Consider the following 18,422-nt stretch of genomic DNA (forward strand, 5'->3'; position numbering starts at 1 on the left):
TAATTGCTTAATAATGTAGCTAACTTTGCGGCATGAGCAAACAAGTTTTACATCTGGATTTAGACACCTTTTTTGTGTCCTGTGAACGCCTGATTGATAGTCGATTACAAAAACGACCATTATTAGTTGGCGGAATTGGCGATAGAGGTGTGGTAGCAGCTTGTAGTTATGAAACCAGACGTTTTGGTGTGCATTCTGGTATGTCCATGAAAGTAGCCAGACGCTTATGTCCGGAAGCGGTTGTTATTAGAGGCGATTCATCTACCTACACCAAATATTCACACCTGGTGACTGAAATTATTAAAGAGCGCGTGCCTGTTTTTGAAAAAGCAAGTATTGATGAGTTTTATGCCGATTTAAGCGGAATGGATAAATTTTTTGGGAGCTATAAATATGCTTCGGAATTACGCCAGGAAATTATAAGAGAAACCGGATTGCCTATTTCGTTTGGGTTATCAGCCAATAAAATTGTGTCAAAAGTAGCTACAGGTGAAGCCAAACCGAATAATCAATTACGGATTGATATGGGTTATGAGAAATCGTTTTTAGCGCCATTATCCATTCGGAAAATTCCATCTGTTGGCGAAAAAACCTATCAAATATTACGGAATTTGGGAGTGGATAAAGTACATGTGGTTCAGCAAATGCCTTTGGAAATGATGATAAGTGTTTTGGGTGCCAACGGTAAAACTATTTGGAAGCGTGCCAATGGTATTGATAATCCACCACTAATTCCGTTTCATGAGCGTAAATCTATTTCTACCGAGCGCACGTTTACAAAAGATACCATTGATGTTGTAAAATTACGAACTACCATTTTTGCTATGGCAGAAAATTTGGCGTTTCAGTTACGAAGAGCCGATAAATTAACAGCTTGTATTGCTGTTAAAATCAGGTATTCCGATTTTAATACCTATACCAAACAAATTAAAATTTCATACACCAGCGCAGACCATATTCTTGTTCCTGCGGTTTTGGAACTATTTGATAAACTATACCAACGGCGTTTATTAATCCGTTTGGTAGGCGTTAAATTCACCCATATTGTTACAGGAAATTATCAAATTAATTTGTTTGATGATACCGAAGACATGCTGAATTTATATAACGCTATGGATACTATTCGTAGTAAATATGGCGAATTAAGCATTCAGCGCGCCGCGTCCATAGGCGCAAAAACCATTGGACGTTTTAAAAATCCATTTAATGGCGAACCCCCCGTAATTTTAGCACACCGTAAACACTAATGTATCTTAATTGTCACTCATATTATTCCTTGCGTTTTGGCACATTTTCAGAAGTTGACCTTTTGGAATTGGCCAAGCAATGTGGTGTAAAACATTTAGCGTTAACCGATATTAATAATACATCGGCTTGTTTAAATTTTATTAGAAAAGCGAAGGAATATCACATTAAACCTGTTGTAGGAATCGATTTTAGAAATGGCGCGAAACAACAATTTGTAGGAATTGCAAAAAATAATGACGGCTTTCAGGAACTGAATGTTTTTTTATCGGAATACGCACATCAAAAAAAGCAGCTTCCAGACGTGTCCCCAAAATTTGAGAATGCGTTTGTAATTTACCCGTTGGAACAAGTTATGCAACTTGAGAAAACCAAATTTGAAGATTTTGAGTTTATAGGTATCACTATTAATGATCTTAAAAAGTTGCCCTTTACAATTTATAAGGATTATGAAGATAAACTGGTCGTCCAGCAACAAGTGACTATTCGGAATAAAAAAGATTTTAATGCACACCGTTTGTTGCGTGCCATTGATAACAATACCTTGTTGAGTAAATTATCAAAAACAGAGGAATGTAGTGAGCATGACAAAATGTATTCATCCATTGAATTAAAGCAATTTTTTCAATTGTTTCCTTTTATAATTGATAATACAAACAAACTGTTTGAAGCCTGTGATATTGAGTTTAGTTTTGGTGAAAATCGCATATCACAAAATCAATCTGTATATCTGGAAACGGAACAAGAAGATTTTAATTATTTAAAGGAACTCTGCGAACAGAAAATTTACAGACGTTACCCAACTCCTTCCATAAAAGTACGAGAACGATTAGAAACTGAACTCAAAACTATTAAGGAAATGAATTTTGTATCCTATTTCCTTATCAATTATGATATTGTGAGTTATTCAAAAAGTCAAGGATATATTCATGTAGGAAGGGGAAGTGGTGCCAATAGTATTGTGGCATACATTATAGGGATTACCGATGTAGATCCCATAGAATTGGATTTGTATTTTGAACGATTTATTAATCCATTCCGAAAATCGCCACCTGATTTTGATATCGATTTCTCATGGAAAGAACGCCATGATATTACCGAATATATTTTTAAACGCTTTAAAAATGTTGCCTTATTAGCTGTTTATAACACCTTTAAATTCCGAGCTGTTGTTCGAGAATTAGGGAAGGTTTTTGGAATGCCCAAAGAAGAAATAGATAAAATATGTACTGGTAGATATCAAAAGCCAGAATTTGATGAAATGGGTGCTTTGGTAATTAAGTATGGCGAATTAATTCAGGGTTTTCCTAACTATGTGAGTGTACATTCCTGTGGGATATTAATACTGGATAAACCTATTCATTATTATTCAGCAACCAATATGCCTCCAAAAGGCTTTCCAACCGTTCAGTTTGATATGATTATAGCCGAAGATGCTGGGATTTTCAAATTCGATATTTTAGGACAACGTGGATTAGCAAAAATTAAAGATACGTTGGAAATTATTAAATATAACAGACCCGAAGCACCCGAAATTGATATCACAGATGTTGAAAAATTTAAAACAGATCCCAAAGTAAATGCGCTATTAAAAAACGGAAAAGCCACAGGTGCTTATTATGTAGAATCGCCAGCCATGAGAGGTTTAATGTGTAAACTCCAAACCCAAAATTATTTAGGATTGGTGGCAGCAAGTTCCATTATAAGACCAGGCGTTTCGGGTTCAGGGATGAAACAAGAATTTATTAAACGCCAAAGACATCCAGAACGTCGGAAAGAAGCCAATCCGATATTGTTAAAGATTATGCCAGAAACCTATGGTATTATGGTATATCAAGAAGATGTGCTAAAAGTGGCTAATCAATTTGCAGGCTTAACATTAGGAGAAGCCGATGTGTTGAGACGTGGTATGAGTGGTAAATTTAGGTCGAGAGCCGAATTTCAAGCTGTTGAAGATAAATTTATAGCCAATTGTAAAACTAAAGGCTATACAGAAGCACTAACCCTTGAAGTTTGGGAGCAAATAAAGAGTTTTGCAGGCTATGCATTTGCAAAAGGACATTCGGCTTCTTATGCCGTGGAAAGTTATCAGAGTCTGTATTTAAAATGCTATTATCCTTTAGAGTTTATGGTGGCCGTTTTAAATAATGGTGGTGGATTTTATAGCACCGAACATTATATTCATGAAACAAAAATGTGTCAGGGTATTATAAAAACACCGTGTATTAATAAAAGTGACCATCCCAATACAATAGAAGGAATCACGATTTATTTAGGTTTTGGCTATCTTAAAAATTTAGAGAGTTATACGGTAAAACGAATTTTAACCGAACGGCAGTTGTATGGTAAATTCAAATCGTTGGATGATTTTATTGATCGCGTGGTGATTAGTATTGAACAATTAACCATTTTAATTAGAATTGGTGCGTTTAATTTTACAGAAATCCCCAAATCCGAATTACTTTGGAATGCTATTTTTAAGATAAATTCTAGTAAAGCAAAAACACCTCAAAAACAATTATTCAAACCAAATCATAAGGCATTTACGTTGCCAAAACTTAATTCCAGTTGGATAGAAGATGCTTATGACCAAATGGAACTATTGGGTTTTCCTTTGTGCAATTATTTCGATTTGATAAATGAACCCATTCGGGAACATATCAAAGCCAAAAACATGTTTCAACATCGAAATGAAAACGTGCTGTTATATGGTAAATTGGTAAATACACGATTTCATAAAGGTGCCACAGGAAAGCTCATGCGGTTTTGCACATTTGTAGATGATGAAGGGTGTTATTTTGATACCGTACACTTTCATGATACGGTAGAAAAATATCCCATTCATGGCATTGGAATATATGCGTGTTATGGCAAAATAACTGAAGAATTTGATTTTTGTAGTGTTGAAATTATTTGGACTCAAAAAATGGCGCTAAAACCAGATCCCCGGTTAAACTAATTGGCACCGCCAAAGGGTATAATTCCCCGAGGCTTGCCTTGACATTAAAAGTTCATTTCCTACCAATGCCACGAGGTAGTTTACTATGATTAGTTCTCATAAGAAATACCCATGATTTCAAAAACCCGATCTTCTTTGGCTAGTTTTAAAATAGCTTGGTCGCCTACTTTTTTATCTGTTAATAATCTCGCAATGGGTGAGATGAAGGAAATTTTACCTTTAGCAATATCGGCTTCATCCACACCAACTATTTGATATTTTTGAGACGTTTTAGCACTTCCAATTTTAAGAGTAATTAATGCGCCAAAACGAATTTCATCTTGCGGTTGTTTGGATAAATCAACAATTTTTGCGGTTGCTATTCTGTTTGTTAGTAATTGCAATTTGGCGTTTATATGGTTTATGGCAATACGTCTTTCTTTTTCGTCTGAAATATCTAATTGTTCTTTTTCGTCAGCAAAGACTTGTTTTTCGGATAATAACATATCCATCCCATTTTGGGTCACGTAGTTTGTTACACCTTCAGGCAAATCTGCTCGTGGTGCTACAAAAGGTATTTCTTCCTGATCATCTTCTTTTACAAATCCTCTACTCATAATTTATGTGCATTTTTGTTTTCCTAATTCATTAAGATAAAACTATTTTTTTAATTACCCGAATGCTTCGCCTGATTGCTATTTTTTTGGCGGAATAATTACATGATATTTCGCAAAACAAAAAGGCTGTAAATATTTATTTACAGCCTTTTTTATAAAAATTTAAGGAAAATCTAATAAACCATAAAGTTAGACTCTAGATTTACGCTTCTTCATTTTTTTATCTTCCATTTTCTTTTGAATCTTCTCTTGTTTCCTATCGTTTAATTCAGTTTTTGTAAGCTTCTTTCTTAATTTAGCCATGATATTGTTATTTTAAATTTATATAAAAAATAGAACATCGTTTTAATTCCGGATTTCTACATTATTTTAATGCGAGTACAGGTATTCAGTATGTTTAAATTGAATAGCTTCTGTAATAAATAATGTAAAGGAGTTGTTCAGGCACACGCGCTATGCCTGACTAATTCGGGAAGATAATTTGGCGTTTTGGAGATATTTCAAAATAGAAATAAAGATCAAAAAACCTGCTTACGAGCGTTTCGTAAAAAGTAATTAGGTGATTTGTTCTTATTAGATTCATACTTCTATTCTACAAGCAATTTACTTGCGATTAAAAGGTAAACATAGCCCTTATATTCCAATTTGCCTAATTTAAAGAAGACCTTTGTTAACACAGACTATTATTGCCATTTTATAACATCTTTTCGTTGTAAATTGGTACGTATGTTTCTTATTAAAACTAGAATTTGATACTTGACACAAAAAGCTATTTCAATGTACTTTTTGCTTTCATTTCCGTACTTAAAATTTTATCAACCGCTTGTTTGTATTTCACAGGGTTTGAAGCTTTTTTTATAGCTTTATATACTTTTTGTGGATTGGAAGTCGATTGTGAAAAGAACTCCCAAAAGCCGAGCATTTTCATTTTTATAGGTGTTGGGCCAGACAAGTACTCATCGTATTGCTGGTAAATAGTATCATGAAATTTTGAAAATATTTCCCATCTATTTTCAGGATATTCTGTGGTGTCATTTTTTATCATACTTGGTAAAAACGGATCGGCAATTAGGCCACGACCAATCATAAAATGATCAATACTCGGAAAGCGTTTTTCCATGGCTTTAAAAGCAGATACACTGGTAATATCACCATTATAATACAATTTGTGCTTGGTGCTACTAATGCATTTTTCAAACGCATCTAAATCCACTGGTCCTTTGTAAAGTTGCTTTCCAATTCTGGCATGAATAGCAATATTTTTAAGTGGATAGTTGTCTAAAATAGGAAAGGCATCTAAAATTTCTTCTGCATGTTCATAGCCCATGCGCATTTTCATAGAAACCAGAATATCCGTTTCATTATGTACTTTGTGTAAAACCTCGTCAATTCGTGACGGGTTACAAATTAAGCCAGAACCCATTCCAGACTTGGTAACCATGGGATAAGGACAACCTAAATTCCAGTTTAGCTCCTTGTAGCCTAAACTTTGAACATATTTGGTAACAAATAAAAATTCATCAGGATCATTGGTCATTACTTGCGGAATGACTTCTATAGTCGCATTGTTTTCTGGTAGTAAATCGTTTTGGTAAGATTGCTTAATTTTCAGTTTGCCATTAAGCTTAATATAAGGTGCATAAAAGGTGTCAATACCACCAAAGTACTGATTGAAAGCATTGCGAAACCTGAAATCTGTAAAACCTTGTAAAGGTGATGAAAGAAGCGTATGAGCCATGATGTTATTTAGTTGGGCAAAGATAGGTTTTTTGCTTTATGGTTTGGATTTATAGATATAATATGATACCATTTAAAGCAACTTATTTTAAGGTACGCTATCTTAGCACGATGCCATCTAAAATCCTATTTATTACACCACCCTTTACGCAGCTAAATACAGCCTATCCTGCAACGACTTTGCTGGCTTGTTGTAAAGTGCGTCCGTAACCTTGATTGCGTTCATCAAAACTACTATTACGCTCATAAAGTTTAAACGGAATTCCACGATGGATGCAAGCCACAGCAAACGCTACATCACCAATGCCACCACCAATAATAGCCACGTGTGGATAATTTTCGGTATCGGCTTGAGGTGGATGACTAGCTGAAACCAAACCAGAACCCGAACACTTCAAGCAGAAGTAGAGGTGACCTCTAGGACAAATTGGAGTTGTTTCTTTGCTATTTATTTTTTTAACCACATCCAGTGCAAACTGATATTGAAGTCGAACTTTTTTACGAAGTTTGCGTCTTTTTTTACCACGTCCATGACATTCAGGGCAAACGGTATAGTTAGCGGAATTGTTTTTGGAGTTAGTCATTTTATTCAAGTCGCATTTTGGAATAACCTAAATACTACTTGCTGCTTTCTGCTACTGGTGAAATCATAATATGTGCTCTATGCGTTCCTGGATTCATAATCCAAGGGTGGTTTTGAGCAATTGGAACTTCTGGTAAACCTGTAGATTCTGCTGTTGCGTATGGCATATAAACGACATAGCGAAGTTTCGCGTTTTCAACCTTACTTGTTTCAGGATCATAATTCGTATCAGGACCATAGTAAATGTGCAAGGTTGACCCAATGGTCATTTTAAGTTTTCCTGATTTCACTTCTTCTTCGCGCATATCAAATATTTCTTGATGTTTTTTTCCTTCCGCTTTCAAAGCGCGCCCTCTTGCCATGAATGGCTCAAGATCTTTATGATACGCTGCGGCACTGAATCCATCTTTATTCGGATCGTCAGCAAGAATAATAAATTCATTGTTACCTTCTCTTAAGGTCACAAATTCACCAGCCATATTATAACCTATAATTTTAGCGCCAGATCGGCTTACTTCCGGAGCAGCCATTAATGCGGTTGCAATTAGAGCTTCGTCTGAATCAATTTTTTTTAGTTGTTTATTGACTTTATTTGTTGCGCTATCTGTAGGGTTTTTAATTTCAGAAGATTCTTCAATTACCGTTTTCGTTTTGTCTGATGAGTTACAAGAAATTAGAATTCCTGCAAATAGTAATGTTGTAATAATACGTTTCATATTATATTGGTTTTTCGTGTTGACTTAATGAATCTATACAATCAGACTTAAATAGTAAGTTACATCTTCATGATAAAGGCAAGATACTAAATCTTTAATTTCTTTGCGTGGACTATCTATTTTTAACGTTCATGCTTTTTTATTTGCTTTGATCAATTAACGATGTTGTAATGCGTATTTTTGCAAATTGTATTACCTAATAGAAAACATGCGACATTTAAAAAAAACATCAGATAAAAAAGATAAATCACAGCCGAGAGTCACCATGAAACAGGCTTTTAAAACCATAATTTGGCCAAGACGAAATTTGGTTTTTATTGGTCTCCTTTTGATTGTAATCAGAAGTTTATCGGGTTTGGTTTTACCATGGCAAAGTAAAGTTTTACTAGATGAGGTGGTTCCAAATAAAGATACGTCGCAATTATACACCTTAATCGCCATTGTAATTGGTGCCATAACCATACAAGCTGTAACGTCCTTTCTATTAACTAGAATATTAAGCGTTCAAGCACAATATTTAATTAGCGAATTACGATCAAAAGTTCAGAAAAAGGTGCTTTCGCTGCCTATTAGTTTTTTTGATAATACCAAATCTGGTGCATTAGTGTCCAGAATTATGAGCGATGTGGAAGGTGTCAGAAATTTAATTGGAACCGGTTTGGTGCAATTAGTTGGTGGTTCATTTACAGCTGTTGTATCCTTAATAATTTTAATAAAACTGAACGCTTGGATGACCTTGTTCGTGTTTGTGCCATTATCCATATTTGGTTATATCGCCTTGCGTGCCTTCAAATTTATTCGTCCAATTTTTAGAGCACGTGGTAAAATTAATGCCGAAGTTACAGGCAGATTAACAGAAACTCTGGCTGGCGTTCGTGTAATAAAAGCGTTTAATGCTGAAGAACAAGAAAACACGGTTTTTGAAAAAGGGGTTGATAAATTATATCAAAACGTCAAAAAGAGTTTAACAGCAACCGCTTTAATGACGAGTTCTTCCACGTTTTTAATTGGTGTGGCAACTACTGGAATTATGGGAATGGGTGGTTATTATATGATGATAGGTGAAATGACCACAGGTGATTTTTTATTCTTCACATTAATTCTCGGTTTTATGATTGCTCCAATTGTACAAATGAGTAATATAGGAAGTCAATTAACGGAAGCCCTTGCTGGATTAGATAGAACGGAAGAGCTTATGAATATGACGGCTGAAGAGGATAACAAAGCTAGACATATTGAATTGAATACCATAAAAGGAGCTATTGAATTTGATGACGTATCTTTTTCATATGAAGAAGGCAAAAACGTATTACACAACATCAGTTTTAAAGCGCCTGCTGGTTCTGTAACGGCATTGGTTGGAAGTTCTGGTTCTGGAAAATCCACTATTGCGGGACTTTCAGCAACGTTTTTAACACCAAAATCTGGTAAAGTGACCATTGATAATCACGATTTATCACAGGTTAAATTAAGTAGTTTCCGGAAGTATTTAGGTGTCGTGCTGCAAGACGAATTTTTATTTGAAGGTAGCATTCGTGAGAACATCATGTTTCCAAGACCAGATGCCACTGAATCCGATGTGCAAAATGCGGTAAAAGCCGCATACGTCAATGAATTTACGGATCGTTTTGATGACGGTTTAGAAACCTTAATAGGCGAGAGAGGTGTGAAATTATCTGGTGGTCAACGACAACGTTTAGCTATTGCTCGTGCTATTTTAGCAAACCCAAACATTATTATTTTAGATGAAGCGACGTCTAGTTTAGATACCGAAAGTGAAGCGCTAATTCAGAAAAGTTTAAATGAATTAGTTAAAAACAGAACCACTATTGTTATTGCTCACCGATTAAGTACCATTAGAAAAGCAGACCAAATTTTAGTCATAGAAGCTGGCCATATAGTGGAACGTGGTACACATGACCAATTGATAGCTAAAGAAGGCAGATATTATGAATTATACACGTATCAGGCTAAAATTTAACAGGTTGAAAAAAATAGAAACTGAAATATATTCTGGATTTAGAAAACAATACCATTTCACACAATCTATTTATAGAACGCTATCTTTGCACGATGCAATCTAAAATCCTTTTTATTACGCCACCCTTTACGCAGTTAAATACAGCCTATCCTGCAACGGCTTATTTAAAAGGGTTTTTAGAAGAACAACAGATATCTGTTGCACATTGCGATTTGAGTATCGAGCTATTTACCGCCATTTTTACGGGTGATTTTCTACGTGTTATGTTTCAGGAAGCTGCAGACTTGGAAAATTATCAGTATCCTGAAGTGAGTAAGATGAAACACCAATACATTTCAAGAGTTGATGTTGTTCTCGCATTTCTTCAGAAGCAAGATATTAAAACGGCTCATAAAATTTTGGAACCTGATTTTTTACCTTTAGGACACCGGCTATCCAAAGCAAATACAGAAATTATATGGGAAGCTGGAAATATAGGTGTCATAGATAAAGCCAAGCATTTTGGAACACTTTTTATTGAAGAAATAGGCGATTTTATACAAGCCAACGTGGACGAGTTTTTCGCGTTTACTAAATATGCGGAACAAATTGGAACATCTGCGAGTAGTTTTGATCAGTTGGATGAGTTTTTAAGTTACCAACCGACTATCATTGAAGAGAGAATGCTGGATATTTTAGTCGAACAAATTGAAACCGAAACACCCAATTTAGTTTGTTTTACCATTCCATTTCCTGGTAATTTGTTTGCTGCTTTACGTTGTGCGCAATTTATAAAACAGCTTTTTCCAGATATTCATGTGGCTTTTGGTGGTGGCTATTGCAATACCGAATTACGATCGCTTACAGATCCACGGATTTTTGAATTTGTAGATTTCATTTCATTGGATGATGGCGAAGGCCCTTTGCTTAAAATGGTTAATTATCTGGAAGGACATATTTCTATAGATGATTTAGAACGCACATTTGTTTTAGAACATGCTACTGTTAGCTATAAAAACAAAGTTCCAAATACCATTTATCATCATAAAAATTTACCTGCGCCCGATTATTCTGGATTACCTTTTGATAAATATGTGTCTTTTTTAGATGTTGTAAACCCCATGCATCGGATGTGGACAGATGCCAGATGGAATAAACTAACCATTTCTCATGGCTGTTACTGGAAGCAATGCACGTTTTGCGATGTGAGCTTGGATTATATTGGAAACTATCAAAATACAACAGCTGAAGATTTAGTTGATAGAATTGAAAAAATAGTAAAAGACACAGGTATAACCGGTTTCCATTTTGTTGATGAAGCGGCTCCACCTAAAATGCTCCGTGCTTTATCTAATACATTACTAGAGAGAGGCGTATTTATTACCTGGTGGACAAATATTAGATTTGAAAAAACTTTCAATTTAGAATTGTGTGCGCTTATGGCAAAATCGGGTTGTATTGCGGTAACTGGCGGATTGGAAGTGGCTTCAGATAGATTATTGTCCAAAATGAAAAAAGGTGTGGATATTGCCCAAGTAACACGCGTGACTGATAATTTCTCTCAAAACAATATCATGGTTCATGCGTATCTAATGTATGGATTTCCGACTCAAACTGAACAAGAAACAATCGATTCATTGGAAGTGGTAAAACAGTTATTTGAACGAAACTGTATTCAGTCGGCATATTGGCATCAATTTACAACTACAATTCACAGTCCCATCGGTCAGAATCCTGAAGCGTTTGGAATAGAAATAACAGGGCCAGTTTTTAAAGGGTTTGCTCAAAATGATTTATACCACCAAGATCCGCAAGGTGCAGATCATCCTACATACACCAGAGGATTAAACTTGGCGCTACATAATTATTTAAATAAGGCAGGTTTTGAAAAAAGTATGTCAAGTTGGTTTGATTTTCCGGTTCCTAACACCACGCATCCAAGAGGTTTGATTGCCAGTTTTTTGGATTAGATGTAGTTAGTGATACATAGGCGATTGAATAATGTTGTTGTTCAATTCAAGAGTTCAACTTAATTGTTATTGGTCTTTCTTGCACTTTATTATTTTTACAATTCTATTTATTACAATTTGCGATAAATTCCAATTGTATCCATCAAAATTGGTCGTGTTCATAAATTGCACAACAACGGTATCTATCTCATTATGGTATTCCGCAAGACATTGATAGCCTGGAAGTAAACCGCCATGTTCGTAAACGTAAGAATAAATTTCCTGTTCACCTTCGTTAAATACAGAGCCATCATTCAGGGCGCGCAAGAATACACCAACATCTTGTGCTGTGGCAATCATTAAACCAGAATAATCAGTTTTTATGTCGTTTTCAATTCCAACGTAATATCCGCTCATAACATCGTTTATATTTACATTGTGTAGCGACCCGAAAGTATTGTTGAGGTTGAGTGGGATTAAGATTTCTTCTTTAATATATTGTTGATGGCTATAACCCAAAACCTTATCAATAAGATCAGAGATTAGCATATAATTGGTGTTGGAGTATTCATATCCTTTATCTGGTTTAAAACTAGCCGGTAAATCAAGCGCATATTCCAACTTTTCTTGCCTAGCGTCTGGTGGATTAACCCAGTAATCTGTATGATCGGTGAAATTAGGAATGCCACTACGATGCTGCAACATCATTCGCAACGTAATTTCATTGGCATTTTCAATTCTTCCAATGAGTTCTGGAAAGTAGTCCGCTAAAGTTTTATCCAAGGACAAATGCTTAGTTTTTATTAATTTGGTTGCAGCTACGGCAACATATAATTTGGTAATGCTACCAATTTTGAACAAAGCATTCGGGTTGGCAGGAATTTTGTTTTCTCGGTCGTGCCAGCCAGCAGCATAAAATGCAGGGGGTTTGCCTGCTTCATCTACATAAACAATCATGCCATCTACGCCATGACTAATAGCTTCTTCTACTTGTTCTTGAACCGTATCAGGCAGTGGTAATATCCATGCCTTTACCAAAATCCATGGTACGAACCAAAGAGAACTTATGCTCGTAATAATAAAGAGTATTCGGAATATACGTTTTAATTGTTTCTTCTTCATAATGTTTTGTTCAATCAGCACGAGGCGTTTTTTTGATGGCTAATTGGTGGACCTAGCGTTAGCAAAGTTCTGATTCAGATTAACAACATCCATGTAAATGTTATTTTAAATTCGATAATTATAAGGACCTGATAAAGATATTTTATAACTAGGTTTAATGGCTGCTTATTATTCAAATATTCTTTTCTCAAATAATAGCTTCATGTCCTCAAAATTTTGCTTGGGTTTTTCACAGATATAAATCTTTTGATAAAGTTCCTCTTCATTGTCTGCATACGGATTGTAAATTGATTTCATCAAAGTCACTTTCTCAAAATAAGGTTTAAAAAAGTCGCCAACTTGGTAACTCAATGCAATAGTTGTATTGGGCATTTTCCCTTTAGGGACCCAACTATAAAAACTACCGTGATAGGAAAAAGCTTTAGGAAGGTTGTACGTTGTTCCAAACAAATTTACCGCTCCAGCTTGCGCATAATGTTTGCCCCAAATTAAACAATGTTCTTTTTCTTTATCAGGTAAACTGTCGTAAACCTTTTTTAAGGTCAACATGGTTGTTTTCCATTTGTCTTTTGTATAATATTCATCGTATTTAATTCCGAATTTGCCGCCTTGAATGTGTTTCTCTTCATGCGGATATACTTTTTCAAGATAGCGATTAAAGCTATAAACAGGCATCCCAAATGGGATAAGAACAGCACCTGAAATCAATAAAACTGAAATGGGATAAATTGCCCACCTTTTTTTTGTTAACACAACTTGCTCCCAAAATAGCGCTCCAAATGGAAGCAAAGTCAATATTATGGGATAAAAATAATATCCTTTTCCGTTTTTGTAAATGAGTAGAGCAAATGATAATCCAATTGCGATTGACAGCATTTGAAATACAATTTCATTTTTTGATTTGAAAAGGAAAAAAACGGCTGGAATTATCAATAATAAAGATGTCAACGGATTTACTGCCATTAATAAATTTATCAAACTTTCAACTCTGCTTATTTTATCCAATTGCGTTTCATAAAGCCTATTGGTCATTTGCACTAAAGGAAAGTCATTTAAGTATTGCCAAATGATATTTGGTGAGATACATAAAAGAAAAACAAGGATCTTGAACCAAAACTTATTTTGTATTAATGCGGTTCTCGTGTTTTTGAAGAGTAACAATACGGATAGACCGAATAGGAAAAATATACTATCATATTTGCTTAAGAAACCTAATGTACAGAATAGCGTCAGGTACCATAGCGATTTGTTATCGAGGTATTTTATAAAACGGACAAGTTGATAAAAACCCAGAACCCAAAATAATTGACTAAAAATTACGGGTTGAAAAAGTTGTTGAGAGCGTCCGAAAGCAGGTGCAATAATAATAGCCAATAGCACTAAAAATATGGCTTTGTTTTTTCCGCCCAATTCAAACGTGGTCTTGGCAACATAAATTAAGATAAGTATGGTTGCGACATGCGGAAAAAGATGATGGATAAAAACGGAATGCGAATGAAATAAATTTTGCAAAAAGGCCATTAAACCAATTAAAGGCGGAAATTCCATATAGCCAAATGCTAGGTGTTTTCCCGCTTCTATATGTAATAATTCGTCGCCTTGAAATCCTGAATGGCTATCTGCTATTACGTGTAAAACCAGTTTTAGAATACAAAAAAATAGAATTATTAATTTTGTTTTTCTATTCATTCATTTTGGTGTTTTTTTAATGGCACACGTAATTGTATAAGGTTTGTTGCCACGTTTAGCACGTAATTTAGCAAATAAAAACCGAATAGAAAATCCTGTCTGCCGCCACGTATGCGTGAGGCCTGACACTTCTAGATTTGTAAATAAGGTAAAGCTAGTTATATGTTATGCATGGCTTAAGTTAGCATTTGGCTGTTTTTATTCAGATGGTTTACTATTTTGACTTAATTTTAGTTTTTATTATTCCAGCGTTTAAGTGAATTTGGTGTACGATTTATTCGGTTGTTATTATTTCCATTTTTTTTTACAAAATACTTTACATAAATCAGCACCAAAATAGGAACTATGACTAATCCACTAATAAAGTTTAATAATGAAGCCCAATCGGTCAGTTCATTTCCACCTTTTGAAATTAGCACTAATTCGCCCAATGGTCCTTTTGAAAATAATGTATTATAAATAAAGTTCCAACCTAGATGAAGTCCGAAAGGGAGCATTATAGATTTGCTTTTTGAAAAAGCCCAAGCCCAAGCGTAACCCATTACTCCTGTTCCTATGAAAACTAAAATCATTGCCATTATATTTCCCAAAACGCCGTAAGAGAACCAATGGTAAATTCCGAATGAAATTGCGGAAATTAAGATACTTTTTCTTGCACCAATTTTTTGGATGAGAATATATAATAATGCGCCGCGAAAAATCAGTTCTTCTGTAAGTACAGATTTAAAATCCCACCAAAATGATTTTAAAATAATTGCGCGCGTAATATTTTCATTCAAAACCCAAGTTGATGATTTTAGATAAACCTCCAAATACTGAACCATAACGCAAAGCATTCCGGTAATTATAAACCCGATTGCGAGTTGTTTTAATCTTTTACCTACAGGAAGAAACCCTAAAGCTAGAATAGTCTTCTTTTCAGTTAAATATAAAAGCAACCACGAAATGGCAATTGCAATTAAAATCCCTATCATTTATTTGGTTTTTTAATGTATAAAGATAAATGTAATCTTATTTAATTGTGTCAATTTAATGTCTTTAATGCAACTCAAGTTAGGAATGAATTAATGAGTTTTTACTTGTTTTTCACCACAGTACTTTGTTGCCATTTCGTTGTTTTTCATTCAGTTAAATTCCGTTTTCCGTTTTCCGTTTTCCGCTTTTCAGAGTTTGAGTAAGTTGGGTCAGTACTTTATTCCGCAATAACTTTAAAATCCATTTGAGTGAATAATTCCGACACAGGCTAAATACCGTATACGGTTTTGGTTTTAAAACTAGATTAGAGTTTATTTTATTTCAGCTCCGTATTTATCCATTTTACATCCACAACTAATACAGGTATTTCCACCAAATAAAATTTCTTTCCAACTTTTTGGTATTCTTATTTTTGGTTGTTCAGTTCCGCATTTTGGACAATTAACTGTCTTTAAATTAATTCCAAAATCTTTTTTCGTTATACTCATATTTTTCAGGTTTTGAGTGCGCTCCGCAATTAATGGCAACGTGTTCGTGTATGGCTTGTTGCGTTGGCGAGAACTAAGTTAGCAAAAGAAAACGAACCAGTAGGAAAATCCGCAGGATTTTCCGAGTACACACAAACTGAGCAATTGGTTATACACGTTGTTACCACACGTTTTTTTCTTTCGGTGTTGATTTATATTCACTATTTGCACTTTCCATAATTTTATTTTCAAATATTTTCGGAAAGTATTTCATTATTATTTTTGATTTTAACTTTGTAAATCCGCTAAAATTCTGGTCAGATTTTTTCCATAAATTTTCAGCCTCTTTTTCAGTCAGTATTTTTTCAATTCCGTTTTTAGGGTCAATTTTTATTAGTGGAAATTCAGGTTGGTTTTCTCCACAAAGTGTTATCTGTTTTTCCAATTTGGAACTGATGGATTTCATAAAATCCGTAATCTTATTAAATTCCGATTCCGTTTTAATTTCGGTTGGATTTATGTCAAACTCAATTTGGTTTTCTAGAAAAAAGAAGCACTTAACAACAATTCCACTTAAATCAATAGTTGCAGATTTAGTTTCCAATTCGCCAGTTTCGTCCGCAAACATTGTTTTCACGTATCCGAAGTCAATTTTGTCCGTCAAATTATCTTCATAAACTCCAAAAGTCAATTTGTATTCAGAGTTTAATAAATCAACTACTTTTTCCCAATCCGCAATCGTTGCGTTTTGGACATAAATATCCCTTAAGGCTCCATCCTTTTCAAAAATCCATTCTATGTTATTCCAATTTCTCAATGTTGCTCTCAAATGTGTGGTAACAATTGGATATAAGCAATAGTCTATATCCACACTATAAATTTAATGAATTTTTGGTAAAATGAAATGCAAAGCAGTAATTGCTTGGCAACTTTATTTATAAAAACGTTTAATTGCTATTTTTAAGCAACACCGGTTCTATTAAAAAGCCATTTTGTTTTAATTGCTCTAAAAGTCCACAGCTATTTCGTAAGTGAGCATAACCAACGGCTATAAAGGTATTTTTTGTTTTCAATAAATCGGGAATCACTTGTAGCCAATCGGAATTACGCTGTTTTATAAGTATGTTTTCTGGACACGAATCTTCAAATTTATAGTCGAGCTCAAAATTCCTGTATTTGTTAGCAAAAACACAATAATCCATATTGGGTTTATTTGTAGTGAGCTGCTCTATAAGCTTGGAAATGTTTTTACGTTCCTGCTTCCAATTAGGATCTTTATTTTCTTTGGTTATAAATTCCAATTGTAAGCTATCCGTTTCTAAACCTAAAACAGGAATGGTATTTGTTTTGGCAATATGTATCAAGTAATTATCAAAGTGATCCCAAGTATCAGTAGGTTTAACAGTCTCACAGATTACCTTTTGAGATTCCTGTTGTAGTTTCCAGCGTAATTCTAACGGCTTTAGTTTATGCAAATCTACTTTCCAGTTGCCTGTAATAGTTTTAAGTTTTTGTAAATCACGCTTTTTCAAACCGGTTTCAATAGCATTTGTAGCTTGGCGTGAATTGATAATGTTTTGAGCGCTTTCCGTATTGTTAACAGATTCAAAAATAGCGAGCTCAGATCCTAATAAAGCCTGTTGCAATTGCGGAATGCTGTCCACAAATGAATTTCCAAACTGATGAAAGGTTCCTACAATATAAGAGGTTTTTTGGTTAATAGTATCACTTACTTTCCACAGAATGGTGTTTTGAGCACTTGCTGAAAAGCTAATAAGAAATAGAAAAATGATTAAGGCACCTTTTTTCATTTGTACAAACGTTTTGTTATTGGATTATTTGATTTAAAAAATCGCCAAGATGAACTTGGTTATGCTTTATCATTTCGGTTTTTGCTATTTCAAAATCTTCCGTTTGTCTGTTTTGTGAGAGTTTAAATTTACCTTCCCAATTGGTAATAGCTATTTTAAAACCTTTTACATAGGGAAGATATGTGTCCATATCTGGATCATTTTTATCTAATGTATAGTTGTGATGCGGTTGCTCTAAAAACTCTGTCATAGCAACCATAGTTTGCTTAATGCTTTCTGGGTCTTCAATTTCTGAAACTACGCCTTCAACGTGCACTTTTACATAATTCCAAGTTGGTAACTGTTTGGTTGTATAAATACTTGGTGAAATATAACATTGTGGACCCGAAAAAATTACGGTTACCTTATTCTGGTTTTGTAGCAATGCTGCATGTGGATTATTGCCATCCAAATGGCCAATTAATTTGTTATTTTCATAAATTAACGGAATATGTGTGACTATGGGTTCGTTGTTTAAAACGGAAATAACGGTTGCCAACGGATAGGTATTTATCACATGAATTAAATGTTTTCTACTGCTATCTTGATGCTGTTTTGGTGGGTAATTCAAAAT

15 protein-coding genes are annotated in these 18,422 nt (G+C 34.5%); 4 read left to right on the forward strand and 11 right to left on the reverse strand.

Going from position 1 to position 18,422, the window contains the following annotated elements:
• Positions 1 to 32: 32 nt before the first annotated feature.
• Positions 33 to 1,247, forward strand: coding sequence for a DNA polymerase IV (gene dinB, locus ES675_RS15390; protein WP_066252439.1), 1,215 nt, complete (start codon positions 33 to 35; stop codon positions 1,245 to 1,247).
• The gene (locus tag ES675_RS15395) at positions 1,247 to 4,204 is read left to right on the forward strand and encodes a DNA polymerase III subunit alpha (RefSeq protein ID WP_066252441.1); all 2,958 of its coding nucleotides are present in this window, start codon (positions 1,247 to 1,249) and stop codon (positions 4,202 to 4,204) included. The genes dinB and ES675_RS15395 overlap by 1 nt, the downstream gene beginning before the upstream one ends.
• Positions 4,205 to 4,293: 89 nt before the next feature.
• Here ES675_RS15395 and ES675_RS15400 read toward each other — a convergent pair whose 3' ends face one another.
• The 4 genes from ES675_RS15400 to ES675_RS15415 form a co-directional block, all read right to left on the reverse strand.
• The gene (locus tag ES675_RS15400; protein ID WP_066252442.1) at positions 4,294 to 4,800 is read right to left on the reverse strand and encodes a GreA/GreB family elongation factor; all 507 of its coding nucleotides are present in this window, start codon (positions 4,798 to 4,800) and stop codon (positions 4,294 to 4,296) included.
• Positions 4,801 to 5,569: 769 nt separating this feature from the next.
• The gene (locus ES675_RS15405) at positions 5,570 to 6,538 is read right to left on the reverse strand and encodes a tRNA dihydrouridine synthase (protein WP_066252445.1); all 969 of its coding nucleotides are present in this window, start codon (positions 6,536 to 6,538) and stop codon (positions 5,570 to 5,572) included.
• Positions 6,539 to 6,701: 163 nt separating this feature from the next.
• Entirely contained in the window at positions 6,702 to 7,121 is a 420-nt protein-coding gene (locus ES675_RS15410) for a hypothetical protein (protein ID WP_066252447.1), read from the reverse strand.
• A gap of 34 nt (positions 7,122 to 7,155) precedes the next feature.
• Positions 7,156 to 7,836: a hypothetical protein gene (locus tag ES675_RS15415; protein ID WP_066252449.1), complete on the reverse strand. Its 681-nt coding sequence runs from the start codon at positions 7,834 to 7,836 to the stop codon at positions 7,156 to 7,158.
• 208 nt (positions 7,837 to 8,044) lie between these two features.
• On the opposite strand from ES675_RS15415, the gene ES675_RS15420 reads away from it, so the two are divergent.
• Both ES675_RS15420 and ES675_RS15425 read left to right on the forward strand, forming a co-directional pair.
• On the forward strand, positions 8,045 to 9,817 hold the full coding sequence (locus tag ES675_RS15420) for an ABC transporter ATP-binding protein (RefSeq protein ID WP_066252452.1): 1,773 nt from the start codon (positions 8,045 to 8,047) through the stop codon (positions 9,815 to 9,817).
• Positions 9,818 to 9,909: 92 nt separating this feature from the next.
• The gene (locus ES675_RS15425; RefSeq protein ID WP_066252454.1) at positions 9,910 to 11,766 is read left to right on the forward strand and encodes a B12-binding domain-containing radical SAM protein; all 1,857 of its coding nucleotides are present in this window, start codon (positions 9,910 to 9,912) and stop codon (positions 11,764 to 11,766) included.
• Positions 11,767 to 11,832: 66 nt separating this feature from the next.
• Here ES675_RS15425 and ES675_RS15430 read toward each other — a convergent pair whose 3' ends face one another.
• From ES675_RS15430 to ES675_RS15455, 7 genes are all read right to left on the reverse strand, one after another.
• Complete coding sequence (locus ES675_RS15430) at positions 11,833 to 12,867, reverse strand: serine hydrolase domain-containing protein (protein ID WP_066252457.1); 1,035 nt, start codon at positions 12,865 to 12,867, stop codon at positions 11,833 to 11,835.
• A gap of 168 nt (positions 12,868 to 13,035) precedes the next feature.
• Positions 13,036 to 14,556 carry an ArnT family glycosyltransferase gene (locus ES675_RS15435; protein ID WP_066252459.1) on the reverse strand — a complete coding sequence of 507 codons (1,521 nt, stop codon included), beginning with the start codon at positions 14,554 to 14,556 and terminating at the stop codon, positions 13,036 to 13,038.
• A 230-nt stretch (positions 14,557 to 14,786) separates the two neighbouring features.
• The gene (locus ES675_RS15440) at positions 14,787 to 15,530 is read right to left on the reverse strand and encodes a CPBP family intramembrane glutamic endopeptidase (RefSeq protein WP_066252462.1); all 744 of its coding nucleotides are present in this window, start codon (positions 15,528 to 15,530) and stop codon (positions 14,787 to 14,789) included.
• Positions 15,531 to 15,842: 312 nt separating this feature from the next.
• Positions 15,843 to 16,019 carry a hypothetical protein gene (locus tag ES675_RS16480; protein ID WP_157448680.1) on the reverse strand — a complete coding sequence of 59 codons (177 nt, stop codon included), beginning with the start codon at positions 16,017 to 16,019 and terminating at the stop codon, positions 15,843 to 15,845.
• A 160-nt stretch (positions 16,020 to 16,179) separates the two neighbouring features.
• A complete protein-coding gene (locus ES675_RS15445) occupies positions 16,180 to 16,869 on the reverse strand; it encodes a hypothetical protein (protein ID WP_066252464.1) in 690 nt (229 codons plus the stop codon).
• A gap of 76 nt (positions 16,870 to 16,945) precedes the next feature.
• Positions 16,946 to 17,809, reverse strand: a complete 864-nt coding sequence (locus ES675_RS15450) for a TraB/GumN family protein (protein WP_066252467.1) — start codon at positions 17,807 to 17,809, stop codon at positions 16,946 to 16,948.
• Between the two features lie 16 nt (positions 17,810 to 17,825).
• Positions 17,826 to 18,419 carry an FMN-binding negative transcriptional regulator gene (locus ES675_RS15455; RefSeq protein WP_066252470.1) on the reverse strand — a complete coding sequence of 198 codons (594 nt, stop codon included), beginning with the start codon at positions 18,417 to 18,419 and terminating at the stop codon, positions 17,826 to 17,828.
• Positions 18,420 to 18,422 lie beyond the last annotated feature (3 nt).

The sequence above is a fragment of the Algorimicrobium algoritergicola genome, from assembly GCF_008086165.1.
GTDB classification, from domain to species: Bacteria; Bacteroidota; Bacteroidia; order Flavobacteriales; family Flavobacteriaceae; genus Algorimicrobium; species Algorimicrobium algoritergicola.